Source organism: Paracoccus cavernae (assembly GCF_042430175.1).
Classification (GTDB): domain Bacteria; phylum Pseudomonadota; class Alphaproteobacteria; order Rhodobacterales; family Rhodobacteraceae; genus Paracoccus; species Paracoccus cavernae.
Genome location: NZ_JBHMDZ010000049.1, coordinates 1 through 25582, shown reverse-complemented (window position 1 = coordinate 25582; position 25582 = coordinate 1). Strand labels below are relative to the sequence as shown.

The window sequence follows — 25582 nt, the reverse complement described above, 5'->3', positions numbered from 1 at the left end:
TAAATTATTTTCCATAACGTGATTAAACGGTAGACGGCGTGTTTGTACCAAATGTGGAACGGGAACGGGGACGGACGTTACCCCCGGCGGCGCTTGCGCCCGCCGAGGAGGAAGTCTTCTCGCTCGACCTGCTCCGCCTGCGCGACCTCGCCCCGCTCGACCCACAGATCGGGGTCTGGCCGAAGCGCTCGGTCATCCCCGCGCTCGATGATGCGCTTTTCGGCCCTGCGCCCGACGGCAGCAAACCGGCGAGCTATGCGATCCTAGACGCCGCCAAGCTCGCCAATCTGCCCGAAACCCTCGACGGCAGCGGGCTGCGCCACCGCTGCCTTTTCAAGGGCGACGCCCTGCGCGATTGGGGCCATGTCGCGCCTTGGCTGGTGGCTCTCGAACCCGGCCACCGCCTTACGCGGCGCCTGTTTACCGCCGCGGACAACGGGCTCGGCCTGTGGGACAAGGCGGCGGCGATGTATCTGCGCTCCTCGGCGCGGCTCGACGACCTCTGGCGCCATTTCCGCAAATTCACCCGTATCGAGGATGGTGCGGGCCGCTGGATCTACTTCCGTTTCTGGGAGCCGGTGGCGCTGATGATGCTCTACCGCAGCCAGAGCCTTCCGGGCGCGGTCAGCTTTTTCCGCCCCTGCCCCGTGGTGATTGCGCCCGAGCCTGCCGATCGCGCCTGTATGGTGCTGACCAGCCGCTACATTGCCGCACCCGTCAAGGATGCGACCCTGCCGCCCGGCGTCTTTCCCGCGCGCGACATCGATCTCTTGACCATGCCCCCCGCGCCGATGCCTTCCTCCGGCGGCCGCTCCTCGGGAGAGATGTCATGAAACTGACCGACATCCTCTCGGAGGATGCCCGCACGGCCGGTCGCGACATCAGGATCGAGCATTATCTCGACGAAGCCTGCACCTTTCTCGACTTCGCCTATGACGATGATGCCGCGCTGTCGGACCGCGAAATCCAGCGCAAATTCGCCCGCGCCTGCTACGAGCGCTCGCAGGATCTCGGGCTTTCGGCTTTGCGCGAACATCTGGGCTATCTCTCGACCAGCGTGATCTGCGGCTATGCTTTCGAGGCCAATCCGCTTTACCAAAGCGCGCTCGACCGCGCGGGCTGGATCGACTACCGCTGTCAGGTCCGGCGCGCGCCCGATCCGGCGGCGACCGATCTGTTCGCGCGCCATTGGCAGCAGCTCGCCACACTCGAATACGAAAAGCCCGCGACGATGCTGACGGCCTGTCAGGATGCGCTCGAACAGCTCGACGCAATGGGCATGGCGCAACGCGGATTCGGCAGGGGCTTTAGCGGCGCGCAGGCTCTGGCGGGCACGGCCGAGCTTGCGGCGCCGATCCCGCGCGATCTGCAGCTCTCGCTCTTGCGGCAGGCCTGGCCCGACCGCACCGCCATCCTGCCCGAGCGCCTGCTCGAATGGTTTTGCGATCTGCTGTCGCGCAACATCATGCAGCAGAAAATGCCGGCGGATGTGGCGGTGATGTTCTCGGTCCTGTCCTTCCACCTGGGCATCTTTTTCTTTCATGATCCGCGCTACAGCGCGCTTTCCGCGGCTTTCGCAGAACGCGACGCCGATCCGGTCGAACGCTCCGACCGTGTCGCCGCCGCAATCCGGCAATTGCTGACCCCATCGCCCTCGAACCAAGGGACATCGCATGGCTGAGGCCCAATTTGCCAGCCGAGGGATCGGCACGATGCTGCGCGAGCTGCTGGGAGAGTTCGGGGCTGCGGGCGAGGTCGCGCGCGGTGTCGGCCTGCCGGTGCCGGGCGGCACGCCTGCACCCGAAAAGATGCAGGCCTTTCTTGCGCAGGCCGCAGGCGGCGCGGTCGCGACCGATACCACGCCCTGCCCGCTGACGGTGGTGATTTCCGCGCGGACACGGGCGGGCGATGTGCCCTTGCGCGGGTTGAGCATCTATGCCGATGCCGTCAAGCTCGGCACGACCGACCAGAACGGCATGCTGCGCTCCATCGCCTCGGCCTGCGAGGGGCGCATGCGGATCAAAGCGGTCTACGAGAACGCCGACCGCCGCGTGAAGCGCGAGGAATTCACCCTCGAGATCACCGGAATAGACGCGCCCGCGCGCAAGGCGACCGGCGGACAGGCCCGCAATTTCATCGGCAAAGTGCAGGTTGTTTTCGGCTCGGGCGAAGGCGGCTTTCCGGGCGACAAGGATTTCGTCGACAGCTATTCGGGGTCCGAGCTCGCGACGATCGCGCCGACGGGACCGGCCGAGCTGCTGGTCAGCGTGAAGATGGCGACGCTCTCGCTGTCGGTTCCCTACCGCAACCAGAACGACCGCTCCGAGACCGTCGCATCGGCCCCCGCAAGCGGCAGCGTCCTGTGCATGCCCAGTGCGGCCGAGATGCAGGCGCGCTATTGGGGAATCGAGGCCGTGACCACCGCCGCCGACCGCAGCCAAAGCCGCGCGGAGATGGACCGCCTCGACATCATGATGCAGGCCTATAACCGCAATCGGCGCGGCTTTTCGCTCCACGAGGCGCCGCGCCACTGGCAGCAATGGGACAATCTGCGCGCCGCTCTGGGCGAGCTGGCCGAGGTCGCCTCGCCGGGTCAATACCGCGTCGGAACCGGCCCCGCAGGCGGCGCGGTCGAGACCATCCCCGGCCCCTATGCCGACGGCGTGACAGGCCTTCTGGCCAAGGGCCAGCCGGTCGTGACCTCGACCTTTGCCACGGCGTTCGGCCATGTCATGACCGCGATCGGGGCGGTCGTTCGCCATGACGGGACGGCCGAATGGCTCATCATGAACGACCCCAACGGCACGCTGGCCAGCGCGGATTCTCTTTACGGCACGCTCGCCTTGCGCGAGCCGGTCGGGCTGAACGGCACCAATGATCCCGCCGATCTGCGCGCCGTTCAGGAAGCGCTGATCCGTACCGGCCATTATCGGGGTGCCCCCGGCGCGCCGGTCGACAGCGCCGACCCCGCCGATCCGACCATTGCCGCGATCCGCGCCTTTCAGGGGTCGGCGGGCGACGGGCTGGTCAGCCCCGGCGGCGAAACGGAAAGGCGCATCAACGCCCGCATCGGCCAAGGCACCCGCACAGGCTATAGTGCGGGCGAAAACGAAACCAACCGCGCGACGGATGAAAGAGGCCGCCATGTCTACTACAATGGCGAAACCGAGGGCAACAGTAAGGGCCAGTTCAGGCTGAAGGGGCAAGCATGGTCGAGTGTGATCGAACCCGTAACTCCGCTGACCACGGCGCAAATCGCGGCGCGGCTGAACCCGGGCGTTGCGGCACCCGAGCCTGCGGTTCCGGCCGTGACGGCGGAACGCTAGACTCGGGCCGGATGGCCGCCACGACGCGAAGCCGCGCGGATCATCGGTTCGCGCTTTCCGGCGCGCGGCAGCGCGGTACCGGATGGGCCTCCCGCCTTTGCGCGCTCCTGTTTGCGGCAGCCTTGGCGCTTCCCGATCGGGCCTTTGCGGAAAGCTGCTCGGCCCCCGATCTTGCGCCGCTGCGCCCCTGCTCGGACCTGCGCGCCGCTGCCGTCACCCCTCCGCCCGCTTGGGTGGCCTGCGAAGGCGGCTGCATCATCCGTCAGGATGCGGGCAATGCCGTGCTGCTCGACCTCGAAGGCCGCGCCTTGTCGACATTCGAGGGGCTGAGCTTTCTGCCCGGCAACGGCATGACCCAATGCCTGACGGTCCTGCCGTTCCTCTCGGCCAATTCCGAACTTTTTCTCTTCGACACGAGCGAAGGGACGATAGGCGAGCCGCTGCAACTCCCCCTCGCGCCGCTATACGATCCCGCGCCGCACGAGGATCCCCTTCTCCTTGCCGCCATGCTGTCCTCGGCGCAGCTCTCTTGTGACGGCAAACGTTTTTTCAGCCCGCTTCAGGACGGGATGGGATTTACCGTCGAGGACATCGCGCCTGACGACGGGTCCGCCGAGCAAAGCGGGTCGGGAGCGGTCATCACCATCTCGCCCTCGGGCCGCTACGCGCTCGAGATCGGCGGCAGCGGCAATTTTGTCCTGCGCGATTTCGTCTCGGACAAGAGCTATCCGACGGCAGCCCGCCCCGAACTCGACGTGCCCTTTTTCGACGTGACCGAGCGCTATCTTCTGGTGCGCGTCGCCCCCGCCCCATCAGATCTGCCCGAGGCCGAGCCCGACACCCGAACCGCAGCCGGGAACTTGTCCGCGATGCAGGTCACCATCACCGATCTGGCGACCGGCAAACAGGTCGGAACCACCCCCTATCCGGTCGAAGGCGGCCTCGACTTCCGCGTGGAACCTGCAGCGGCTGATCAATCGGGCCGGATGGTGCTGGTGCCGGTGCGCTTTGACGATGAAGATGACGGGGCCGGCGACACGGAGCCGGCGGGCGGCGAATAGACAGGCGCTCCGGCTGAAACCGCCCGCCTGAAACCACCACCCCGAAACGGCAAAGGCGGGCCATGACGCCCGCCTCGCCTGTTCTTCTTCAGCGCCCCGATCAGGCGGCTGCGGGATCGACGCCCGGAGCCACGGTCATCACATCCTGCCAATCGGGGTGACGCAGATATTGCGCGCGGACATAGGGGCAATAGGGGATGATCGTGAACCCCTCGCTGCGGGCCAGCTCTATCATATGGGCGACCAGAGCCGCCGCCGCGCCGGTGCCGCGCAGGCTTTCGGGAGAGCCGGTGTGATCGGCGCTGATCCGGTTGGGACCGCGATGGGTATAGGTGATTTCCGCCTCGCCCTCGTAGCCTGCGACCGAAACCAGAAACCGGCCGTGACGCGCACCGTCGTCTTCGCGACCAAAGATGAATTCCGCCATGATCTTCTCCTTTTTCCGCAAGGGTGACGTCGAAACCCGCGCCTCGCAAGTGGGATCATCTTGCCCCAGCGCGCATTGTGCAAAAAAGACATATCCGCGCCGCTTTGCTGCCTCAACGCCGGTCGAAAGCGTGGCGCGCAGGCTCAGAGCCCGTCGAGATCGCTTTGGACATCCACGTCGCGGGCCTCGCCCTGCGTGATGGCGACCAGAGCTTCGGGTGCCAATCCCGCCAGAAACGCCCGCGCGCCGCGATCGCCTTGGGCCGAGGCGCGGGCAGCGGCGAGATCCTCGCGGGCGAGCGCCATCGGCGGCATGCGCACCCCTTGGCAACTGGCCGCCGCCGTATCGCGACGGGCCAGAAGTGCGCGCAGGCTCGCCGGAGAAACCGCAGGCATGTCGCCCAGCACCAGCAGCACCTTGCCGCCGTCGCCCTCCGGCGCCCGAGCCGGCCAATCGGGATGCCCCACCAGCGCAAGATCGATCGCGGCATGAAACGAGGCCGACATGTCCTGATCCGGCGCGATCATCAGCGCGAAGACATCTTCGGGCAGGATCCGCGCCACCTCGGGCGAGGAAACCACCGCCGCGATCCGCGCAACCCCCGCCGCCTTGACCGCATCGACGGCATGAAGCACCAATGCGCGCCCCGCCACCGGAGCAAGCATCTTGTCCGCCTCGCCGAAACGCCGTGACGCGCCGGCGGCTAGTACGATGGCGATGCTCACGGCCTAGGCCTCGTCCGTCTGTGGGGCGGGGAAGGCGCCGCCTGTTGGTGCGCCCGCCTGCGTTTCGGCTGCCAGAGCGGTTATCTCGGCCAGAACCGAGACCGCGAGGCTGTGGGGATCGCGGGTCGAATGGATCAGGCCGATCGGGCCGCGAAGACGCTGGCGCTCCTCGACGGGAATGCCGATTTCGGCCAGCCGCGCGAGCCGTTCGGCCTGCGCCGCGCGACTGCCCTGAGCGCCGATATAGAAGGCGGGCGAGGGCAGGACGCGGGAAAGGATCTCCGGCTCGACATCGTGGTCGTGATAGAAAAGGGTGACCGCCGTGCGGGCGTCCAAGGCGATCTCGTCCAGCCCCGCGAGGCCGGAGAGGTCGCGACAGGGCAGACCGCCCTCTTGCGCCGCAGCCAGCGTCGCGCCGTCATGGGAAGCCAGGACGACCCCTGCCCCGCCCGCTTGCGCCAGCGCGGCAAAAGCCACCGCCTCCGGCCCCGCACCGAAGACGACATGGCGCAGGGCGGGCCGGAATCCGATCGCGAAGGCACGCGCGCCGTCGGAGGCGGCTCCCCGCTCAGGGCCGGTCGGCTGATAGGGACCAAGGGCCAGCCGTCCCTGCGGCGAGACCAGCAGCGACAGGCTGTCGCGCGCGTGCCGCCTTGCCTGCAGTTCTGCCAGAAGCGCGCGGTCCTGCACGGCGAAAAGCATGACCTCGATCCCGCCGCCACAGGGCAGTTTCAGATCGAAATAGGGCGAGCCCTCGCCGTATTGGAGCCGCATGACCCCGTCCGTTTGCCGCAGTTTCGCGGCCTGCAACACAAGATCGGCCTCGACACAGCCCGAGGTGATCGCGCCTGCAACCTCGTCGCCGGCACCGATCGCCATGGCCGCCCCCGCCAGACGGTAGGCGGGGCCGATGGTGCGGGTCAGAACCGCCATGACCACACCCTCGCCGAGGTCGAACGCCGCCTGCCACGGGTCGCGCAAGGCGGGATGGCCCCGCCCCGAACCTTGTCCGGAACCCTGTCCCGAAGCGGAGCCGAAACCGAAGCCGCAAATGCGCTCGTCCCCCCTCATGCGCTTTGCGGCCCCAAAGCCTTGAGCACATCGGCAGGCAGGATCGGCAAATGGCGCATCCGCACCCCCACCGCATTGTAAAGCGCATTGGCGATTGCGGGGGCGATCACCGTCGTTCCCGGCTCGCCAAGGCCGGTCGGAACCTCTGTGCTGTCGACGAATTCGATCTCGATCTGCGGCGCGTCGATCATGCGCAGCGGCGTATAGGTCGCGAGATTGAGATCGGCCGGCACGCCGTTCTCGATCGAGGTCCCCTCGAACAAGGCCATCGAAATCCCCCAGAGCGCCGCGCCCTCGGTCTGCGCATGGGCGCCGTTCGGATCGACCACAACACCACAATCGACGACGATCCAGACCTTCTGGATATCGACGAAACCGGTCTTGCGGTCGACATGGAGCTGAACCGCGCCTGCAACCCATGTCGGCATGCTGCGCGACTGCCCGAAGGTCGTGGCCAGCCCGATTGCCGTGTCGGCAGGCAGATCCGCCTTGCCATAGCCCGAAAGCTCGGCCACCCGCGACAGCACCGCCGCCTGACGTTTCGCGCCCCCGACCGCATTCGGCGCCGAGCCGGCATTCGCGCCTTCGGCCGTGAAATGGTCCAGCCGGAATTGCAGCGGATCGGCCCCGATATGATGGGCGGTCTCGTCCATGAAGCTCTCGACCATGAAGTTGATCCAGCCCGGCGAGACCGAACGCAGCCAACCGGGCCGGAAGGTCGTATTGGCAAGCTCGTTCGAGACGACGCGCATGCGCTGGCCGCCGACCTCGTACCAATGCTCGCCCCCGTCCGAGGCGAAAGGATCATAGGGCTCGCCGTTCAGCCCCTTGGCGAGGCCGTCCGCCGCCATGACTTTGGTCGGCCAGCCCGCCGCATAGGTGCTGTCCATCGCGACGACCTGTTTGTCGGCGTCAAAGGCCATCCGCAGACGCGCCATCGAAGGGCTGCGGAACGAATCGAACAGGCTGTCTTGCTCGCGCGTGAGGACCATTTTGACAGGTTTGCCGCCCAAGGCCTTCGAAGCAAGCGCAACCGGCACGCAGTAATCGCCGTTCAGCCGCCGTCCGAAGCCGCCGCCCAGCATATGGCTGCGCATGACGACCTGCTCTTGCGGCACATCCAGCGCCTTGGCGATCCAGGGCAGGCAGAGCGATTGCCACTGGTTGCCGGTCAGGATCTCCCAGACGCCCTCGCCGTTCCGCAACGCGATCGCATTCATCGGCTCGAGCGCATAATGGAGAACCGATGAGGTGGTGTAATCGGCCTCGAGGATATCGGCGGCTGCGGCAAAGACCGGATCGACATCGGGATTGCCCGCCGTCTCCACCAGCGCACCGAGCGAGCCATCCTCGATCAGGCGCAGGTTCTCGGCCTGGATCTGGGCCTCGGTGACTGTTGCTTCGGGGGGAAGATCATAGGTGACCGTGACCAGTTCCGAGGCCTTGAGCGCCGCCCAATGGCTATCGGCAATAACCATCGCCCATCCGGCCGTCGTGCCCGAAGGATCATCGAGCCTCAGCACCTGCCGAAAGCCCTTGACCGCTTTTGCCGCGCTGTCGTCGAGCGCCGAAATCGTGCAGACGTTGCGCGTCGGCGGCAGGATCGGCGCGCCGTAGACCATGCCCTCGACCTTGGCGTCGATCCCGTAGACCGCCTGCCCCGTGGTCTTGGCGCGGATATCGAGCGCCTGCACCTCTTGCTTCAGCAAGGTCAGCTCCGAGACCGGCCGCAGGGGCAGAGCCTTCAGCTCGTCTTCGGTGAAGCTGCGGGCGATGCCTGCCGAGACCAGCTCGCCAAAGCTCGCGCTCCGGCCATCGGGCCCGCGTACGACGCTATCGGCAACAGTGATGCCCGCGACCGGAATGCCCCAGATTTCGGCGGCCTTTTCGATAAGCGCGGTACGTCCGGCGGCGGCGGCCTGCCGGTAGATCCCCCAGCTCATCCAGATCGACCAGCTGCCGCCCGTGACCATCGTGCCCCATTTGGCGTCGCTGTCGACATGGGTGATGTCGACATCATCCCAATTCGCGCCCAGTTCGGCGGCAAGGATGCGGGCGACTCCGGTGCCGACATGCTGGCCCATTTCGGCATTGATGATGTTGACGTTGATCCGGCCCGCGCCGTCGATCCAGTACCAGATGGTCGGCTCGAATGCCGCGCCGTCCGGTTCCAGCGGCACGCCAAGGGGCTGGGCGGGGTCCATCGCGGCCAAAGCGTCGCGCGGAAAGCCGAACATGGCGACGCTTGCGGCCATGCCGACCAGAAAGCCCCGACGGCTGACGGCCATCGCCGCCGCGGTTGCGGGAGCAGAGGCACTTGTCGCGCCGCCCTTGATCAGATCGATCTTACCCATTGCGGCGATCCTCCGTCACGAATGCGCCGCCACCGGCATCGGCATCGGCGCGCATCTGGGTCGCGGCCTGACGCACGGCGGCGCGGATACGGTTATAGGTCATGCAGCGGCAGAGATTGCCGGTCATCACCGCATCGATATCGGCATCGCTCGGCTCGGCCACATCCTTGAGCAGCGCCGCCGCCGTCATGATCTGGCCCGACTGGCAATAGCCGCATTGCGGCACCTGCAGGCTGCGCCATGCTTGCTGGACGGGGTGGTTGCCTTCGGGGTCGAGGCCTTCGATCGTGGTGATCACCGCGCCCGCGACATCGCTCACGGCGGTAATGCAGCTGCGCGTCGGGCGACCGCCCACATGGACGGTGCAGGCCCCGCACATCCCCTGACCGCAGCCGTATTTCGTGCCAGTGAGGCCGACTTCGTCGCGGATCGCCCAGAGCAAAGGCATCTCCGGATCGACATCCAGACTGACCGCGCGGCCGTTGATGGTGAATTCGATCATCGCTTCATCCTCGATCTCCGGTCGCGCAGGACCGTCAATGGTTCCGTGGTCAATGGGTTCCGACATGGGCGCGCAGATCCGCCACGCGCTGGTCGAGGTTCTCCCAGGCGGGCAATCCGGTCCGGCTGGCCCGCAGATATTCGGCAATCGCCGCGATCTGGCTGTCGCTCAGGGCTTCGCGATAGGCGGGCATCACAACGCCGCCCGAGCCCTCTTTCACCGCGACCCCGTCAAGGATGACATGGATCAGGTTCGAGGGATCGGCCTCGCGCGTGGCGGAATTGATCCCGAGATCGGGCCGCGCCGCCGTCACGCCGTTTTCCGGCACGCTGTAATGGCATGATGCGCAGGCCGAGACGTAAAGCCGCTCGCCCAGGGCCTGACGATAGGCGGGATCGGGCTTTCCGGCCGCGATGCTCGCCAGAACCACGGGGCTTTGCTGGGCATCGGCCTCGGGTGCGCCGACGATATCGCCGAGATAGGTCGCGATCGCGGCAATATCGCTTTCGGGAAGCTCGGCAATCCCGCCATGGACGACCGGCCCCATCGGACCGGCGGCAACGCCGTGGAATGTGCCCGCCCCCGTCACGAGGTAGCGCGCGAATTCCGCTTGCGTCCAGGGCACGCCCGAAGGGTTTGCGGCAGTCAGCGCGGGCGCGGTCCAGCTGTCGACCACCGCGCCGCCATATTGCTCGGCGCGCTTTTCGGCCCCGAGCGCGTTGCGCGGCGTATGGCAGGCGCCGCAATGGGCGACCCCTTCGACCAGATAGGCGCCGCGGTTCCATTCCGCCGATTTCGACGGATCATCCTGATAGCGGCCGTAATCGACGAAAAGGAGCCCCCAGCCCGCCTGAAGGAAGCGCAGGTTCAGCGGAAAGGGAATGGTCGGCTCGAGCGTCGCCTGACGGACCGGCTCGACCTCGGACATGATATAGGCATAGACCGCATCGACATCCGCATCGGTCATCTTGGTGAAATGGTCAAAGGGGATCGCGGGGAAAAGACGCGCGCCTTCGCGGTCGACACCCTCGTGCATGGCGCGGCGGAAGGCTTCGGGCGACCACAGGCCGATGCCGGTTTCGGGATCGGGCGTCAGGTTCGAGCCGTAGATCGTGCCGAAGGGCGATGCGATCGGGAAATTGCCCGCATAGGCCTTGCCGCCCGCCGCGGTATGGCATTCCGCGCAATAGCCCGCCGAGGCGAGGATGCGCCCCTTTTCGATCGTTGCCGCGTCGAAAGCGGGGCGGTCGGCGGGCTGCATCGCCTCGATCGGGCTGCGATAGGCGTAAAGGCCGAAACCCGCAGCCGCGACCACGCCGACCCCGAGCACCGCCAAGACCACGGATTTGAACATCTGGTGCATATCCTTCTTGCTGAGCCTGCGCTGATGCCGGCCTGGCTTGGTGCGGCGCACCCGTCATGAAAAAACAATCGGCCGCGACCCCGAGGCCGCGAAAACAGGGCGATCTTCGCGATAATGGCCGCAAATGGTCGCTGCGGGGTTAACGCCATCGCGGGCGGGTTGTTCCCGCCTTGTTTTATTGGACCGCATCATTTTGCACAATTGGTTTGCGACAGTTTCCGGACCCGCCGCCGCGCCGCGCAACCGCGGCGCAGGTGACGTTCGGGCAAGCTGCTTCGCCGCGCCGCGGCAAAGAGAAAGGCGCCACCCGAACGGATGACGCCTTCCCCATGGTTTGCGCACCCTGCGGCTCGCGATCAGTGTCCGGCGGGCTTTGCGGCATTGCGGTAGAGGTAATCCTTGCCCGCACCCAGACCGCCGACGCTTTCGACATCGAGCCGGTCGGCGTCGCGCTGGCGCACGGCAGCCATGACCTCGCCCACGACCTCGGCGCTTTCGCCAAGACGCGAGAGGGCCTCGGCGGCAATCGCCTGCGCACTCTCGTAGGTTTCGCGCATCTGGTAATCGGCTCCGAGCTGCATCAGCTTGATCGCATGGCCGCGATCCTGTGCACGCGCCAGAACCGGCACCAGCGGATATTCGTGCTTCATCACCTCGACCGTGCGCGCGGTCGCATCCGCATCATCGGCGGTAGCGATCACCAGCTTGGCCTTGGCCGCACCAGCGGCATGGAGGATATCGGCGCGGCTGCCGTCACCATAGAAGACGCGGAAGCCGAATTCCTCGGCATCGCGGATCTGGTCGGGGTTGGTCTCGATGATCGAGAGGTGGTAGCCGCGCGCCAGAAGCGCCTGGCTGATCACCTGCCCCATGCGGCCGAAGCCGATCATCAGCACCGCGCCTTCGCTGTCCTCGACCCCGTCCAGCCCTTCGGTCGAGGCCTCGACGGGCTTCTGGATGCGCTCCTTGACGATCAGCACCAGCGGCGTCAGCACCATCGACAAGATGATGATCGCGGTCAGGTTGGCGTTCCATTCCGGCGTGAGAATGCCGAAGCTCGTGGCGCTGGCGTAAAGCACAAAGGCGAATTCGCCGCCCTGCGCCATCAGCACCATCCGGTCGAGCGCCTCGCGGTGCCCTGCCTTGAACAGGCGCGCGACGCTATAGATCACCGCCATTTTGAGAATCATATAGGCCGGAACCGAGATGACGATCGTGGTCCAGTTCTGGAGGATGATATTGAGGTCGAGCGCCATGCCGACCCCAAGGAAAAAGAGGCCCAGAAGCAGACCGCGGAAGGGTTCGACATCGGCCTCGAGCTGGTGACGGAAGGTCGATTCCGACAAAAGGACGCCCGCAAGGAAGGCCCCCATCGCCATCGACAAGCCGCCCGCCTGCATCAGCACCGCCGAGCCGAGTGCCACCAAAAGCGCCGCCGCCGTCATCACCTCGCGCGCGCCAAAGCGCGAGAGCATGCGAAACATGGGATCAAGCAGATAGCGGCCGGCAATGACCAGCGCGGCAATGGCGCCTAGCCCGATCACGATCGACCAGATGCGGTCCGCCATTGTCGCCTCGACCCCGCCCGGCGCAAGGAAGGCGACCAGCGCCAGAAGCGGCACGATGGCGAGATCCTCGAACAAGAGGACCGCGACCATTTTTCGGCCGTGGGGTTGGTTCAGCTCGCCGCGCTCGGCCAGAACCTGCATGACGATGGCGGTCGAGGTGAGGACGAAGCCCGTGCCCGCGATGAAGCTCGCCTCGATCGGAAAGCCCTGGACGATGCCGACCCAGACCAGCACCGCAATTGCCAGACAGACCTGCACCAGCCCGAGGCCGAAAATCTCTCCGCGCATGACCCAGAGGCGCGAGGGCTGCATTTCGAGGCCGATCACGAAAAGGAACAGCACCACGCCGAGTTCGGCGACATGGATGATGGATTGCGCATCATGAAAGAAGGCCAGACCGAAGGGGCCGACCAGAAGCCCCGCCGCGAGATAGCCCAGAACCGAGCCAAGCCCGATCCGGCGAAACAGCGGCACGGCAAAAACGCCCGCCGCCAGAAGAACCACGACCGGAACCAGATCGAATGCGGCATGGGCCGCGTCAGCTGCTTGGCTTGGATCTGCCATTTGTCACCCGTTAGTTGTGAAACCCAAATGCCGGCCACCGGCATCGCAAAGAAAGTCGCCCGTCATCCCTGCGGACCGCTTGTCGAACCTGCCGGTTCGCAAACTGCCCCAGATGCAAGGATTTCGCGCGGTTTCGGTTCCCTAACCGAAAAGCGGAATGCTTGACAGGTTAATTGTACAAATACACGGTCTCAGGGAATGTGGTTGTTTGAAACGGAGGCGATTGTGACCCCGACACCGCTGATTATCCCGCCCCTGCGCCGCTTGTACGACTTTCTCGACCCGATTGCCTTTACGGTTCTGCGGGTTCTGGCCGGACTGATGATGATGCAGTTCGGCTATGCCAAGCTCTTCGGCGCGGGCGATATCTCGCGCGATATCGCGCATATGCAGAACCTCGGGCTCGAGCCTGCGCAGTTCTGGGCCTATTTCGTCGTCGGCATCGAATGCTTTGCCGCGGCGGGGCTGATCTTGGGCCTTTTGACCCGCCCCTGCGCGGTGGCGCTGACCATTCTGGTCTCGGTCATGCTGGTCTCGGTTCTGATCCCGCGCGGCGAGGGCTATCAGCTCGGCGCGCTCTGGTTCGGCGCTTTCGCCTATTTCGCGGTCAAGGGCGGCGGGCCGATCTCGGTCGACCGGCTGATCGGGCGCGAGTTCTAGCCTGCGGACAAGGACCCCGCGGCAAGAGGGCCTGACCGCGGCGGGGGCCGCCTCAGCCCTCGCTCGCCGCGATCCGCGTGGCGGCTTGAGCATTGAGCCGCAGCCGCCGCAGGAAGGCCGCGACGAAAATCGCGCTCAGGATCAGCACGATGGTCGGTGCAGGCGCACTGTCGAGATAAAAGCTCGCATAGACCCCCGCCAGCATCGCGCCCATACAGACCGCGACCGCCACGACCATCATGCGCCCGAAGCTGCGCACCAGCAAAAAGGCGATTGCGCCGGGAGCGATCAGCAGGCCCACCGCGAGGATCAGGCCGGTCGCGCTCATGGTGGCGACGATGGTGAGCGACAGGATGGTGAGCAGCCCGTAATGCAGGACCCCCACCGCCAGCCCCGATGCCCGCGCCTGCGTGGGATCAAAGGCATGCAGCATCAGATCCTTCCATTTGAGCAGCAAAGCCGCCGTCACCGGAACGGCGATCCAGAGCGCGGTGCGCAGATCCTCGGGCCCGACGCCGAGCATGTTGCCGAAGAGGATATGGTCGAGATGCACATCCGAGGTGATCGAGGTGTAAAGCACGATCCCCAGACCGAACATGCCCGAGAAGACCACGCCCATGACGGTATCTTGTTTGACGCGGCTGTTGTCCGACAGAAATCCCGTCGCCAGCGCCGTCACCATGCCCGCGCCGAAAGCACCGAGCAGCAGGGGAAAGCCGAAGATATAGGCAAGCACGACACCGGGCAGCACGGCATGGCTGACCGCATCTCCCATCAAGGCCCAGCCCTTGAGCACGAGAAAGCAGGACAAAAGCGCCGTCGGGACCGAAACGATCACCGCGATCAGAAAGGCGTTCTGCATGAAGGGAAACTGGAAGGGCAGCGTCGGGTCGATCATGGTGCAATCCCCTCCGCCAAGGCCGCGCGCGCTTTGGCGCGGGCCGCGAGGAGCCCGTATTTCGGGGCCCAGACAAAGGCCGCCAGAAAGATCAGCGTCTGCAAAAGGACGATGATCCCCCCGGTCGCGCCATCAAGGAAATAGGACAGATAGGCCCCGACAAAGCTCGTGCTCGCGCCGATCGCCACCGACAGCAGGATGAGCCGCTGGAAACGGTCGCAAAGCAGATAGGCGGTCGCTCCGGGCGTCACCACCATTGCGACGACAAGGAAGGCTCCGACCGTCTGCATGGCGGCGACAACGCAGGCCGAAAGCAGCATGAAGAACACGCCCTTGAGCAGGCCCGGCCGCAATCCGATGGTCCGCGCATGGCTTTCGTCGAAGAAAACCACCATCAGATCCTTCCATTTCGCCAAAAGCACGGCGAGAGAGACCACGCCGATGATGACGAGCTGCAGCGTATCTTCGGGAGTGATCGACAGGATGTTGCCCATGGTGATGGTCTGCACCGAAATCGCCATCGGATTGAGCGAGACCATGAACAGGCCGAGCCCGAAGAAAGAGGTGAAGATCATCCCGATCACCACATCGATCTTGAGGCCCGAACGCTCGGACAGGAACAGCATCGCCGCCGCCGCCAGCCCGCCCGAGAGAAACGCGCCCAGCGCGAAGGGCAGGCCCAGCATATAGGCGCCCGCCACCCCCGGCACGACCGAATGAGAAAGCGCGTCGCCAATCAGCGACCAGCCCTTGAGCATGAGGAAAGCCGACAGAAAGGCGCAGACCCCGCCGACAAGCGCCGAAACCCACATCGCATTGGTCATGTAGAGATAGTTGAAGGGCTCCAGCAGGGTGCTCATTGCCGCGCTCCCTTCGCTGGCGCCGATGCCGCGTCAACCGCTTGCACTGCGGCTTCCGCTTCTGCCTCGACCGGCCCCGACAGGGTATGGGTGCGGTCGCCGTAGCGCACGAAGGGGCGCTCGTCATCGGTCAGGATCGAAATCTGGCGCGCATCGGCATCGTCGTGGAGCACATCGCCGCCGATGGTGAAATGGCGCAGCACGCCGCCGAAAGCCGCTTCGAGATTTTCATGGGTGAAGGTGGTTTCGGTCGGCCCGTAAGCCAGAACCGTGCCCTTGACCAGCACCACGCGGTCGCAAAATTCCGGCACCGAGCCGAGATTATGGGTCGAGACCAGCATCACCCGCCCCTCGTCGCGCAGCTCGCGCAGAAGGGTGATGATCTGGTCCTCGGTCTTCACGTCGACGCCGGTAAAGGGCTCGTCGAGCAAGATCACCCGCCCGTCCTGCGCCAGTGCCCGCGCCAGAAAAACGCGCTTGCGCTGGCCGCCCGAAAGCTCGCCGATCTGGCGGTGGCGGAAGTCCTGCATATTGACCCGCGCGAGGGCGGTGTCGACCGCGGCGTGATCGGCGCGCGAGGGGCGGCGCAGAAAGCCCATATGGCCGTAGCGGCCCATCATCACCACATCTTCGACCAGAACCGGAAAGGTCCAATCGACCTCTTCGGATTGGGGAACATAGGCCACGAGGTTCTTCTTGAGCGCCTCTTTGACGCTCATGCCGAGCAGGCTGATCTCGCCTTGCGCGGCGGGAACGAATCCCATGATCGCCTTGAAAAGCGTCGATTTCCCCGCGCCGTTGACGCCGACCAGCGCCGTGACCGTACCCTTGGGGATCTGGAAACTCGCATGACGCAGGGCGGTATGGCCGTTGCGGTAGGTCACCGTCACATCGCGCGCGGCAATACCGCCGCCCGGCTCACGCAGCTGTTCGGCGGCAAGACCGTCTGTTGGTCCCTGCTGCCCCAAGTATTGCGCCGCTTTCGTCCTGTCCTCAGCCATTGCCCATTCGCTTTCCGCCGGAACGGGACGGCAGCCCATTTGCTTGCTTTGCACCCACAGTTTCAGCCTGCCCGCGCTTTGACAACCGCACTTAATCGTCCTTTCCGGCCAAGCCTTTTCCGGTCAGCCCGTCGGCAACCGTTCTGGTCGTGACCACCAAAAGATCGAGATAGCTCGGCACCGGACCATCGGGCTCCGAAAGGCTGTCGACGTAAAGCACGCCGCCATATTGCGCCCCCGTCTCGCGCGCGACCTGTTTGGCCGGCGCGGTGTTGACGGTGCTTTCGCAGAAAACCACAGGGATCTTGTTGGCGCGAACCTCGTCGATCACGGTGCGCACCTGACGCGGCGTGCCCATCTGGTCCGAGTTCATCGGCCAGAGATACAATTCCTTGAGCCCAAGATCACGCGCGAGATAGGGAAAGGCCCCCTCGCAGGACACCAGCCAGCGCTGCGCCTCGGGGATGACCGCGATCTCGGCTTTCAGGGGTTCCAGCGCGGCGCGCAGCTCGGTCTTGTAGGCCTCGGCATTGGCGGCATAGGTCGCGGCATTGGCGGGGTCCTGCGCCTCGAAAGCGGCGGCGATGTTGTCGACATAGATCTGCGCGTTCTCGAGCCCCATCCAGGCATGGGGATTGGGCTTGCCCTCATAGGCGCCCGCGGCGATCGGCACCGGCGTGATCCCCTCGGTCAGCGTCACCGAAGGCACGTCGCCCAGATTGGCCAGAAACTGCTCGAACCAGCGTTCGAGATTCATGCCGTTCCACAAGATCAGATCGGCATCCTGCGCGCGCACGATGTCTTGCGGCGTCGGCTCGTAGCCGTGGATCTCGGCACCCGGTTTGGTGATCGAGACCACCTCGGCCGCATCCCCCGCCACATGCGCCGCCATATCGGCCAGAACGGTGAAGGTCGTCACCACCTTCATCTTGTCCTGCGCCAACGCGGGGGCGGCCATGATCACAGAGGCAGCCACAGCGCCGAGAAGACGCGCGAATTTCGGGGTCATGCATAATCCTTTCCTGTTCCTCGTCCGTCGCGCGGCACCTGCCCTGCCCTTGTGATCGGGGCGCTTGTGCCGGTCCGGCGCGCGATTGGTGGGCGCGCCTGCTTCGCCGGCCAGATGCGAGCGAGTCGCAATATAGATAATCAAGCCCGAACGGATTGCAACTGCAAATCATTCTCAACAAGCGGTGAGGCGCGAGCCGTGGCCCGAACGCCCCGCCTCTTGGCGACGATGCGTCGGGTCCAAGCGCAAGCGCGTGATTTGGCTTCCACAATCTGCGGGCGCCTGCCATCATCGCCTAGCCAAATTGGATATATCGAGCGACAGCGATGCTTGATTGGCGGTTGGGGGGAGATCTGAAACGCAAGCTGGTGCTGATCGCGCTCGGGCTCGGGCTGGCGCTGACCGTCTGGCAGGCCAACCGGATCGCGCTGCGCCATTACCTCTCGGTCGATGCCGCCCGCGCCGAAACCGCGATGCGGCTGACAATCAACGCGCTCGAAGGCGATCTCGCACGTTACGAGGTCGTGCCGCAGCTTCTGGCCGATCTGGACGCGATCCGGCTGCTGGCGGCGACCCCCGACGACAACAAACGGCGCGCGGAGATCAACGCCCTGATGGCGCGGCGCAACATCATGCTCGAATCCTCGGACATCTATCTGATGCGCAGGGACGGCGAGACCGTCGCCGCCTCGAACCACGGCCATTCGGGCACATTCGTCGGCCAGAATTTCCGCTACCGACCCTATTTCCAGGATGCGCTGATGGGCCATCCGGCGCGGTTTTACGGGGTCGGCACGACTTCGGGGGTCAGGGGCTACTTCTTCTCGGCGCCCGTGCTCGATCCGGCGGGCGCGATTGCCGGCGTGCTCGCGGTCAAGATCGGCGTCGACCGGATCGAGGCGGCTTGGCGCGGCAACGAATACCGCATCCTCGTGACCGATCCCGAGGGGATCGTCTTCATGTCCTCGGTCCCGAGCTGGCTTTACGGCGCGACGCTGGAACGCACGCCCGAGCAGCTCGCCCGTACCGAAGCCTCGCGCCGCTATGCCGATGTCGTGCTCCATGACCTGCCCTTCCGCCGCTCCCAGCGCGACGGGGCCCGACAGGTGCGGCTGGACGAGGACGACCGTGCCGGCGGCAGCGGCGATTTCCTGATCGCCGAGCATGTCATGGGCAATGCCGGCTGGAAGGTTCAGGTGCTGCTCGACACCGCCAATGCGCGCATTCAGGCGCGGGTCGCGGCGATCACCGTCTTTTTGCTGCTTTGCGCGGCGCTCTTCGGCGGCTTGGTCGTGATGCAGCGCCGCGCCCGCATCACCGAGCGGCTGATGATCGAGGCCCGCGCCCGCGACGAGCTGGAGACACGCGTCAAGGAGCGCACCGCCGATCTGGCGCGGGTGAACAGCCATCTCGAACAGGAGATCGACGAGCGCCGCGCCACCGAAACCGAGCTGCGCCGCGCGCAGGCCAATCTGGTGCAGGTCGGCAAGCTCGCCGCTCTCGGCCAGATGTCTGCGGCGCTCAGCCACGAGATCAACCAGCCCCTCGCCGCCGCCCGCAACTACGCCGACAGCGCCGATATCTTCATCGCGCGCGGCGATCTGCCCCGCGCACGCCAGAACCTCGGCCATATCCTGTCGCTGATCGACCGCATGGCGGCGATCGGACGGCATCTGCGCAATGCCGCGCGCAAACCCAACGAGCGTCTCGCCGCCGTCGATCTGGCGGGGCTTCTGACCGAGACCCAGATCATCGTCGAGGGCCGCCTCAAATCCGCCCGCGCCACGCTCGAGCTGGATCTCGCAGCGGATCTGCCGCCGGTCAGGGGTGGCGCGACGCGGCTCCAGCAGGTGCTGGTCAATCTGATCAGCAATGCCGCCGATGCGGTCGAGGGCGGCGCGGACCGCCGCATTACCCTGTCGGCACGGATGCAGGCCACGCCGGACGGTCCCCGCGTCGGGATCCGGCTGCGCGACCGCGGCCCCGGCGTACCGCCCGCAATTGCCGACCGGATTTTCGACCCGTTCTACACCACCAAACAGGCAGGCAGCGGCCTCGGGCTGGGACTCTCGATCAGCTACAACATCATCCGCGATTTCGGAGGCGAGATTACCGTGCGCGACGCAGGCCCCGGGGCCGAATTCACCATCACCCTGCCCGCCGCGGCCGCGGACGAGGCCGCAGCATGAGCATGCACCGCGTCCTTCTGGTCGATGACGACGATACGATGCGCCATTCGACGGCGCAGGCGCTCGAACTCGCCGGTTTCGAGGTCGAGCCGCTGTCAAGCGCCGAAGAGGCATTGGCGCTGGCCGGCCCCGGCTTCGACGGCGCGGTTGTCTCGGATATCCGCATGCCGGGCATGGACGGGATGTCGCTGCTCTCCGCGCTCCACGACGTCGACGCCGAAATTCCCGTCATTCTGGTGACCGGTCACGCCGAGGTCCAGCTTGCGGTCGCGGCCATGCGGCACGGGGCCTATGACTTCATCGAAAAACCCTTTGTCGTGCAGGAGCTGGTCTCGGTACTACGCCGCGCCGTCGATCACCGCGGTCTGGTCATCGAGAACCGACGCCTGCGCGCGGTGGCCGGAAAGCGCGACGACATCGAGGCCCGCCTGCCCGGCCGCACGCAGCTCATGGTCGAGCTGCGCTACCGTCTTCGCGCGATCGGGGCCTCGGATGCCGATACGCTGATCATCGGCCCCACCGGCGTCGGCAAAGAGGTCGTGGCGCGGGCCCTGCACGATATCTCGCCGCGCGCGGGCAAGCCCTTTGTCGCGATAAACTGTGCGGCTTTGCCCGAGGCGCTGATCGAATCCGAACTCTTCGGCCATGAGGCGGGCGCCTTCCCCGGCGCGCTGCGCCCAAGGTTCGGCAAATTCGAACATGCGCGCGGCGGCACGGTCCTGCTCGACGAAATCGGACAGATGCCGGTCGAGTTGCAGGCCAAACTGTTGCGCGTGCTTCAAGACCGCGTCATTACGCGGCTTGGCGCGAACGAGCCGGTGCCGCTCGATGTGCGCTTCATCGCCACCTCGAAAACCGATCTGGCCGAGGCGGTCGCCAAAGGCAGGTTCCGCGAGGATCTTTACTGGCGGCTCAATGTCGCGGCGCTGCATGTGCCGCCGCTTTCGGCCCGGCGCGAGGATATCCCGCTGCTTTTCCTTCATCTCGTGCGCGAATCCGCCGCCCGCCACGGCGTGGCCGAGCGCGAGATTCCCCCCGCACATCTGGCCGCTTTGGCCGCCGGAGACTGGCCGGGCAATGTCCGCGAATTGCGCAACCAATCCGAGCGTTTCGTTCTGGGTCTCGACCCGATGCAGGCCGCCGCCCCGCAAGGCGCGCGCCTCGCCGAGCGCATGGCAGAATACGAGCGCAGCCAGATCGCCTCGGCCATCACCGCGCATGGCGGGCGGCTCAAGGCGGTCTATGAAACCCTCGGAATCAGCCGCAAGACGCTTTACGAGAAGATGCAAAAGCACGGTCTCGACCGTCGTCTGATCCTCGATCCGGCGGAATCCGACGACGATTAGGGACCGGCAAGGTGCAGGCTCACGCGCGGATGGGTGGATTTCCACCCACGCGAACCGCGCCATGTTCCCAAATCCACCCATTCGGCCGCCCGTTCGGCAAAATTGCCGGCCTCCGGCCCCGCATAACATTTGTGTGACTTGTCCATGACGGTTTTCATCTGCCCATCCGCTTCGCACGGGAGAGCAGGCGGCAACATCTTTGTTTCTGGGAGGAAACCATGGCCATCCGCAGCTTGCTCGGCGCCTTTTTCACTGCAACAGCCCTGTCTTCGGCCGCTTTCGCGCAGGCCTATCCCGAGCGCCAGATCACGATGGTGGTCCCTTTCGCGGCCGGTGGTCCGACCGATACGGTCGCCCGTCTCGTGGCCGAGAAAATGTCGGGCGATCTCGGCCAGCAGATCATCATCGAGAATCTCGGCGGCGCAGGCGGGACGCTTGGTGCGGGCCGCGTCGCGGAATCCGATCCCGACGGCTATACGATCCTGATGCACCATATCGGCATGGCGACCGCCGCCACGCTTTACCGCAGCCTCGCCTATGACACGGTCAACGCCTTCGACTATGTCGGCCTCGTGACCGAAGTGCCGATGGTCATGGTCGCGCGCAAGGATTTCGAGCCGGCCGATTTCCCGGCCTTCGTGCAATATGTCAAGGAAAACGCCGATGGCGTGACCATGGCCAATGCCGGTATCGGCGCGGCGAGCCATCTGTGCGGCATGTTGTTCCAGTCGGCCATCGACACCCAGTTCGTGACCGTTCCCTATAAGGGCACCGGCCCCGCCATGACCGACCTTCTGGGCGGTCAGGTCGATTTCATGTGCGACCAGACCACCAACACGACCCAGCAGATCACCGGCGGCACGATCAAGGCCTATGCCGTCACCACGCCCGAGCGCCTGCCGCTTTTCCCCGACCTCCCGACCGTCGCAGAGAACGACCTGCCGCAGATGGAGGTCAGCATCTGGCACGGGATCTACGCGCCCAAAGGCACGCCCGCCGAAGTGACCGAGCGTCTGTCGAAATCGCTGCAACTCGCGCTCGCCGATCCGGGCGTGATCACCGCGATGGGTGATCTCGGCACCGCCCCCTCCCCCGCAGCCGATGCGACCCCCGCCGCGCTCAAGGCCAAGCTCGAATCCGAGATCGCGCGCTGGAAAACCATCATCGATGCCGCAGGCGTCTACGCCGACTAAGGCACCCCGCCGACAAAGCCCCCCGCCGGTGACCGGCGGGGGATCCCTTCCGTTCCAAGGGGACACCGCATGACGACATCTTCAAACGGGCGCCCAGAAAGCGCCGTATCAAGCGCCGCCTCCAGCGGCCCCGACCGCTCGGATATGGTCGCGGGCATCCTGCTGATGCTCGTTGCCGCCTTCTTCGCCTGGCAATCCTCCGGTCTGCGCATCGGCACCACATTGCGCATGGGGCCGGGCTATTTTCCGGCCATCCTCTCGGGCCTGCTGTTCCTGCTCGGGTTGATCACCACGCTCAAGGCCCTGCGCTCCCCTGCCGGAGAGCCGGTCGGCACCATCGCATGGCGCGGCATGATCTTCATCCTGCCCGCTCCGGTCTTCTTCGGCCTGACCGTGCGCGGTCTGGGCTTCGTTCCGGCGCTGTTCTTCACCTCGCTGATCGCCGCGATGGCCTCGCAGCGCATGAAGTTCCATTGGGCGCTGCTCCTTTCGGTGCTGGTCACGCTCTTCTCGACGCTGGTCTTCAGCTATGCCCTCGGCCTGCCCTTCCGGCGCTTCGGCCCCTGGCTTCCTTTGTAAGGGGACCGACATGGATTTCCTCTCCAACCTCGGCCTCGGCTTTTCGGTTGCAACCTCGTTCGAGAACCTGCTGTTCTGCCTGATCGGGGTCATCCTCGGCACGCTGATCGGTGTGCTTCCGGGCATTGGTGCGACCGCGACCATCGCCATGCTGCTGCCGATCACCTTCCAGCTCGAGCCCGTCTCGTCGCTGATCATGCTCGCCGGCATCTATTACGGCGCGCAATATGGCGGCTCGACCACGGCGATCCTGATCAACATGCCCGGCGAATCCTCGTCGGCGGTGACGGCGATCGACGGCTACCAGATGGCGCGTAAAGGCCGCGCGGGGATCGCGCTCGCGGTCGCGGCCATCGGCTCGTTCTTCGCGGGTTCGGTCTCGACCCTGCTGGTCGCGCTTTTCGCCCCGCCGCTGACGATCATCGCGCTGAAATTCGGTTCGGCCGAGTATTTCAGCCTGATGGTGCTCGGCCTCGTGATGTCGGTCGCGCTGGCGCATGGCTCGATCGTCAAGGCTTTGGCGATGGTCGTTCTGGGCCTGCTGCTCGGCACGGTCGGCAGCGACATTTTCGACGGCACGCCGCGCTTCACCTTCGGGATCACCGCCTTTGCCGACGGGCTGAACTTCGTCGCGCTGGCAGTCGGTGTCTTCGGTATCGCCGAGATCCTGCGCAACCTCGAGAACGAGACCGACCGGCAGGTCCTGACCAACAATGTCGGCCGCCTCTGGCCCTCGCGGCAGGACTTCCGCGCCATGGTCGGGCCGGTTCTGCGCGGCACGGGCCTCGGCTCCGTCCTCGGCATCCTGCCGGGCGGAGGGGCGATCCTTGCCTCTTTCGCCTCCTATACGGTCGAAAAGAAGCTCTCCAAACACCCCGAGGAATTCGGTCAGGGCGCGATTGCAGGCGTGGCGGGACCGGAATCGGCGAATAACGCAGGCGCACAGACCTCGTTCATCCCGCTGCTGACGCTGGGGATCCCCGCCAACCCCGTCATGGCGCTGATGATCGGCGCGATGATCATCCAGGGCATCGTGCCCGGCCCGAATGTCGCCGCCGAACAACCGGCGCTATTCTGGGGCATCATCGCCTCGATGTGGATCGGAAACCTGATGCTCGTCGTGCTGAACCTGCCGCTGATCGGGCTCTGGGTGAAGCTGCTCAAGGTGCCCTATTACATCCTCTTTCCGATCATCATGGCGATGTGTTCGATCGGGGTCTATTCGGTCAACTCGAACACCTATGACCTCTATGCCGTCGCCTTCTTCGGGCTGCTCGGCTATGTCATGGGCAAGCTGCGCTTCGAGCCGGCGCCGCTGCTTCTGGGCTTCGTCCTCGGCCCGCTGCTCGAGGAACATCTGCGCCGCGCCATGATCTTGTCGCGCGGCGATGCCACCACCTTCGTTACCCGTCCGATCAGCCTGACGCTGCTGCTTCTGGCCGTCGGCGTGCTGGTGCTGGTCTTCCTGCCCTCGATCCGCAAAAGCCGCGAGGAGGTTTTCACCGAAAGCGATGCATGACCACCACGGGCGGGGCGCAGGTCCCGCCTTTCTTCATCATCCCACCACCAAGGATAATGCCATGACCGCCACTTTCACCCGTCGCGCCGGACTGGCCCTGATTGCCGCTCTCGCGCTGAGCCAGGCCGCTTCGGCCCAAAGCGCCTTTCCCGATCGCGCGATCACGCTGGTGATCCCCTTCGCCGCCGGAGGCTCGACCGATCTGGTCGGCCGCGTCGTCGCCGAACGCATGAGCGAGCAGCTCGGACAGCAAGTCATCGTGCAGAACGTCGGCGGCGCGGGCGGAAGCCTTGGCGCGACCCAGGTCGCCGAGGCCGATCCAGACGGCTATACCATTTTGATGGGAACGGTCGCGACCCATGCGCTCAACCCACTGATCCTGAGTGAAAAACCCTATGATCCAGTCGCGGATTTCGCGCCGGTCTCCCTGCTGGTTCTGGTACCGAACGTGCTCGCGGTTCATCCCGACGTGCCGGCGACCACCGTTCAGGAGCTGATCGATCTCGCGAAATCCGAGCCGATGTCCTATGCCTCCTCCGGCAATGCGACGCCCTTGCACCTCTCGGGCGAACTCTTCAAATCCATGGCGGGCGTCGATATCACGCATATCCCCTACAAGGGTTCGGGCCCCGCGCTGACCGACGTTCTGGGCAATCAGGTGCCGATGATTTTCGACAACCTGCCCTCGGCCTCGGCGCATATTTCTTCGGGCAAGCTCAGGGCGATCGGGGTTACCACGGCCGAGCGCTCGCCCGCCTTTCCCGATGTCCCCGCCATTGCCGAGACGCTTCCGGGCTACGAGACCTACAGCTGGAATGCCCTCTTCGCTCCCGCCGGCACACCGCCCGAGGTTGTCGACACCCTCGCCAAGGCGGCGCAGTCCGCGATGGCCGACCCGAAAGTCGCCGAAAAAATGGCCACCTTCTCCGCCACAATCGTCGGCAGCGGCCCCGACGAACTCGCGCAACATGTCGCGGCCGAGATGACCAAATGGAAACCCGTGGTCGAAGGCGCGAATGTCAGCATGGAATAAGCTCTGACCGCTCAAACCCAAACGCCGCGGCTGTTAAGGCCGCGGCGTTTTCATGTGGTAGGCGCGTCGAGCCAATGGCGGGGCGTCGTCGTGGCCAAGGCGTGAAGCAGCGGGGCGGCTGATGGCCTAAGGCAATCCTTTATGCGTGACGATCTTGGGTCTTGGGGGCCATTCAAGGCTCCGAGCCTCCCCGCACGCATCTGGCCGCCTTTGTCGGCCGCTATCCGCTCCCTCCGATTACCGCCTCGTTCCCTGATCAGCCCCACTTGAGTGGTCCGTTTTAAAAGTTAGTGCATGACCGGCCTTTGGTCCATCGGGATGGTGGTTTCTGGAG

23 protein-coding genes are annotated in these 25582 nt (G+C 65.5%); 11 read left to right on the top strand and 12 right to left on the bottom strand.

What is annotated here, in order from left to right; genetic code table 11:
- Positions 1–38: 38 nt before the first annotated feature.
- The 4 genes from ACFFUC_RS17920 to ACFFUC_RS17905 all read left to right on the top strand — a co-directional run bounded on the left by ACFFUC_RS17920 (position 39) and on the right by ACFFUC_RS17905 (position 4387).
- Positions 39–833, top strand: coding sequence for a DUF4123 domain-containing protein (locus ACFFUC_RS17920; protein WP_377688288.1), 795 nt, complete (start codon positions 39–41; stop codon positions 831–833).
- A complete protein-coding gene (locus ACFFUC_RS17915; RefSeq protein WP_377688287.1) occupies positions 830–1681 on the top strand; it encodes a hypothetical protein in 852 nt (283 codons plus the stop codon). Before ACFFUC_RS17920 ends, ACFFUC_RS17915 begins: the two co-directional genes overlap by 4 nt.
- Complete coding sequence (locus ACFFUC_RS17910) at positions 1674–3326, top strand: C39 family peptidase (protein ID WP_377688286.1); 1653 nt, start codon at positions 1674–1676, stop codon at positions 3324–3326. The genes ACFFUC_RS17915 and ACFFUC_RS17910 overlap by 8 nt, the downstream gene beginning before the upstream one ends.
- Before the next feature lie 122 nt (positions 3327–3448).
- Positions 3449–4387 (top strand): hypothetical protein, encoded by a 939-nt coding sequence (locus tag ACFFUC_RS17905; protein ID WP_377688285.1) that lies wholly within the window; start codon positions 3449–3451, stop codon positions 4385–4387.
- A 100-nt stretch (positions 4388–4487) separates the two neighbouring features.
- Here ACFFUC_RS17905 and ACFFUC_RS17900 read toward each other — a convergent pair whose 3' ends face one another.
- The 7 genes from ACFFUC_RS17900 to ACFFUC_RS17870 all read right to left on the bottom strand — a co-directional run bounded on the left by ACFFUC_RS17900 (position 4488) and on the right by ACFFUC_RS17870 (position 12961).
- The gene (locus ACFFUC_RS17900; RefSeq protein ID WP_377688284.1) at positions 4488–4814 is read right to left on the bottom strand and encodes a GNAT family N-acetyltransferase; all 327 of its coding nucleotides are present in this window, start codon (positions 4812–4814) and stop codon (positions 4488–4490) included.
- Between the two features lie 143 nt (positions 4815–4957).
- Positions 4958–5539, bottom strand: a complete 582-nt coding sequence (locus ACFFUC_RS17895; protein ID WP_377688283.1) for a nucleotidyltransferase family protein — start codon at positions 5537–5539, stop codon at positions 4958–4960.
- A 3-nt stretch (positions 5540–5542) separates the two neighbouring features.
- Complete coding sequence (locus tag ACFFUC_RS17890; RefSeq protein WP_377688282.1) at positions 5543–6610, bottom strand: XdhC family protein; 1068 nt, start codon at positions 6608–6610, stop codon at positions 5543–5545.
- On the bottom strand, positions 6607–8964 hold the full coding sequence (locus ACFFUC_RS17885) for a xanthine dehydrogenase family protein molybdopterin-binding subunit (protein WP_377688281.1): 2358 nt from the start codon (positions 8962–8964) through the stop codon (positions 6607–6609). Before ACFFUC_RS17885 ends, ACFFUC_RS17890 begins: the two co-directional genes overlap by 4 nt.
- Positions 8957–9466 (bottom strand): (2Fe-2S)-binding protein, encoded by a 510-nt coding sequence (locus ACFFUC_RS17880; RefSeq protein WP_377688684.1) that lies wholly within the window; start codon positions 9464–9466, stop codon positions 8957–8959. Before ACFFUC_RS17880 ends, ACFFUC_RS17885 begins: the two co-directional genes overlap by 8 nt.
- A gap of 49 nt (positions 9467–9515) precedes the next feature.
- Positions 9516–10820, bottom strand: coding sequence for a cytochrome c (locus ACFFUC_RS17875; RefSeq protein ID WP_377688280.1), 1305 nt, complete (start codon positions 10818–10820; stop codon positions 9516–9518).
- A 365-nt stretch (positions 10821–11185) separates the two neighbouring features.
- Complete coding sequence (locus tag ACFFUC_RS17870; RefSeq protein ID WP_377688279.1) at positions 11186–12961, bottom strand: monovalent cation:proton antiporter-2 (CPA2) family protein; 1776 nt, start codon at positions 12959–12961, stop codon at positions 11186–11188.
- A gap of 225 nt (positions 12962–13186) precedes the next feature.
- On the opposite strand from ACFFUC_RS17870, the gene ACFFUC_RS17865 reads away from it, so the two are divergent.
- Positions 13187–13621, top strand: coding sequence for a DoxX family protein (locus ACFFUC_RS17865; protein WP_377688278.1), 435 nt, complete (start codon positions 13187–13189; stop codon positions 13619–13621).
- A gap of 52 nt (positions 13622–13673) precedes the next feature.
- Here ACFFUC_RS17865 and ACFFUC_RS17860 read toward each other — a convergent pair whose 3' ends face one another.
- From ACFFUC_RS17860 to ACFFUC_RS17845, 4 genes are all read right to left on the bottom strand, one after another.
- On the bottom strand, positions 13674–14519 hold the full coding sequence (locus ACFFUC_RS17860) for a metal ABC transporter permease (protein ID WP_377688277.1): 846 nt from the start codon (positions 14517–14519) through the stop codon (positions 13674–13676).
- Positions 14516–15379: a metal ABC transporter permease gene (locus ACFFUC_RS17855; protein ID WP_377688276.1), complete on the bottom strand. Its 864-nt coding sequence runs from the start codon at positions 15377–15379 to the stop codon at positions 14516–14518. The genes ACFFUC_RS17860 and ACFFUC_RS17855 overlap by 4 nt, the downstream gene beginning before the upstream one ends.
- Positions 15376–16380, bottom strand: a complete 1005-nt coding sequence (locus ACFFUC_RS17850; RefSeq protein ID WP_377688275.1) for a manganese/iron ABC transporter ATP-binding protein — start codon at positions 16378–16380, stop codon at positions 15376–15378. The genes ACFFUC_RS17855 and ACFFUC_RS17850 overlap by 4 nt, the downstream gene beginning before the upstream one ends.
- Positions 16381–16471: 91 nt before the next feature.
- Positions 16472–17389: a metal ABC transporter substrate-binding protein gene (locus ACFFUC_RS17845; RefSeq protein ID WP_377688274.1), complete on the bottom strand. Its 918-nt coding sequence runs from the start codon at positions 17387–17389 to the stop codon at positions 16472–16474.
- Positions 17390–17715: 326 nt separating this feature from the next.
- Between ACFFUC_RS17845 and ACFFUC_RS17840 the strand changes: the two genes are divergently transcribed.
- On the top strand, positions 17716–19578 hold the full coding sequence (locus ACFFUC_RS17840) for a sensor histidine kinase (protein ID WP_377688273.1): 1863 nt from the start codon (positions 17716–17718) through the stop codon (positions 19576–19578).
- Positions 19575–20924, top strand: coding sequence for a sigma-54-dependent transcriptional regulator (locus ACFFUC_RS17835; protein ID WP_377688272.1), 1350 nt, complete (start codon positions 19575–19577; stop codon positions 20922–20924). Before ACFFUC_RS17840 ends, ACFFUC_RS17835 begins: the two co-directional genes overlap by 4 nt.
- Here the strand turns inward: ACFFUC_RS17835 and ACFFUC_RS17830 are convergent.
- On the bottom strand, positions 20921–21082 hold the full coding sequence (locus ACFFUC_RS17830; protein WP_377688271.1) for a hypothetical protein: 162 nt from the start codon (positions 21080–21082) through the stop codon (positions 20921–20923). The genes ACFFUC_RS17835 and ACFFUC_RS17830 overlap by 4 nt on opposite strands.
- A gap of 60 nt (positions 21083–21142) precedes the next feature.
- On the opposite strand from ACFFUC_RS17830, the gene ACFFUC_RS17825 reads away from it, so the two are divergent.
- The 4 genes from ACFFUC_RS17825 (at position 21143) to ACFFUC_RS17810 (ending at position 25248) form a co-directional block, all read left to right on the top strand.
- The gene (locus ACFFUC_RS17825) at positions 21143–22117 is read left to right on the top strand and encodes a tripartite tricarboxylate transporter substrate-binding protein (RefSeq protein WP_377688270.1); all 975 of its coding nucleotides are present in this window, start codon (positions 21143–21145) and stop codon (positions 22115–22117) included.
- Positions 22118–22186: 69 nt separating this feature from the next.
- A complete protein-coding gene (locus tag ACFFUC_RS17820) occupies positions 22187–22696 on the top strand; it encodes a tripartite tricarboxylate transporter TctB family protein (protein ID WP_377688269.1) in 510 nt (169 codons plus the stop codon).
- A 10-nt stretch (positions 22697–22706) separates the two neighbouring features.
- Entirely contained in the window at positions 22707–24215 is a 1509-nt protein-coding gene (locus tag ACFFUC_RS17815) for a tripartite tricarboxylate transporter permease (protein WP_377688268.1), read from the top strand.
- A gap of 61 nt (positions 24216–24276) precedes the next feature.
- A complete protein-coding gene (locus ACFFUC_RS17810) occupies positions 24277–25248 on the top strand; it encodes a Bug family tripartite tricarboxylate transporter substrate binding protein (RefSeq protein ID WP_377688267.1) in 972 nt (323 codons plus the stop codon).
- The last annotated feature ends 334 nt before the right edge of the window (positions 25249–25582 follow it).

What these genes read in the sequence shown, in the direction of transcription:
- ACFFUC_RS17915 (WP_377688287.1), top strand. Translation starts at nt 830, where the DNA reads ATGAAACTGACCGACATCCTCTCGGAGGATGCCCGCACGGCCGGTCGC.
- ACFFUC_RS17910 (WP_377688286.1), top strand. Translation starts at nt 1,674, where the DNA reads ATGGCTGAGGCCCAATTTGCCAGCCGAGGGATCGGCACGATGCTGCGC.
- ACFFUC_RS17900 (WP_377688284.1), bottom strand. Translation starts at nt 4,814, where the DNA reads ATGGCGGAATTCATCTTTGGTCGCGAAGACGACGGTGCGCGTCACGGC.
- ACFFUC_RS17890 (WP_377688282.1), bottom strand. Translation starts at nt 6,610, where the DNA reads ATGAGGGGGGACGAGCGCATTTGCGGCTTCGGTTTCGGCTCCGCTTCG.
- ACFFUC_RS17885 (WP_377688281.1), bottom strand. Translation starts at nt 8,964, where the DNA reads ATGGGTAAGATCGATCTGATCAAGGGCGGCGCGACAAGTGCCTCTGCT.
- ACFFUC_RS17880 (WP_377688684.1), bottom strand. Translation starts at nt 9,466, where the DNA reads ATGATCGAATTCACCATCAACGGCCGCGCGGTCAGTCTGGATGTCGAT.
- ACFFUC_RS17875 (WP_377688280.1), bottom strand. Translation starts at nt 10,820, where the DNA reads ATGTTCAAATCCGTGGTCTTGGCGGTGCTCGGGGTCGGCGTGGTCGCG.
- ACFFUC_RS17870 (WP_377688279.1), bottom strand. Translation starts at nt 12,961, where the DNA reads ATGGCAGATCCAAGCCAAGCAGCTGACGCGGCCCATGCCGCATTCGAT.
- ACFFUC_RS17860 (WP_377688277.1), bottom strand. Translation starts at nt 14,519, where the DNA reads ATGATCGACCCGACGCTGCCCTTCCAGTTTCCCTTCATGCAGAACGCC.
- ACFFUC_RS17855 (WP_377688276.1), bottom strand. Translation starts at nt 15,379, where the DNA reads ATGAGCACCCTGCTGGAGCCCTTCAACTATCTCTACATGACCAATGCG.
- ACFFUC_RS17850 (WP_377688275.1), bottom strand. Translation starts at nt 16,380, where the DNA reads ATGGCTGAGGACAGGACGAAAGCGGCGCAATACTTGGGGCAGCAGGGA.
- ACFFUC_RS17845 (WP_377688274.1), bottom strand. Translation starts at nt 17,389, where the DNA reads ATGACCCCGAAATTCGCGCGTCTTCTCGGCGCTGTGGCTGCCTCTGTG.
- ACFFUC_RS17840 (WP_377688273.1), top strand. Translation starts at nt 17,716, where the DNA reads ATGCTTGATTGGCGGTTGGGGGGAGATCTGAAACGCAAGCTGGTGCTG.
- ACFFUC_RS17835 (WP_377688272.1), top strand. Translation starts at nt 19,575, where the DNA reads ATGAGCATGCACCGCGTCCTTCTGGTCGATGACGACGATACGATGCGC.
- ACFFUC_RS17830 (WP_377688271.1), bottom strand. Translation starts at nt 21,082, where the DNA reads ATGAAAACCGTCATGGACAAGTCACACAAATGTTATGCGGGGCCGGAG.
- ACFFUC_RS17825 (WP_377688270.1), top strand. Translation starts at nt 21,143, where the DNA reads ATGGCCATCCGCAGCTTGCTCGGCGCCTTTTTCACTGCAACAGCCCTG.
- ACFFUC_RS17820 (WP_377688269.1), top strand. Translation starts at nt 22,187, where the DNA reads ATGACGACATCTTCAAACGGGCGCCCAGAAAGCGCCGTATCAAGCGCC.
- ACFFUC_RS17815 (WP_377688268.1), top strand. Translation starts at nt 22,707, where the DNA reads ATGGATTTCCTCTCCAACCTCGGCCTCGGCTTTTCGGTTGCAACCTCG.
- ACFFUC_RS17810 (WP_377688267.1), top strand. Translation starts at nt 24,277, where the DNA reads ATGACCGCCACTTTCACCCGTCGCGCCGGACTGGCCCTGATTGCCGCT.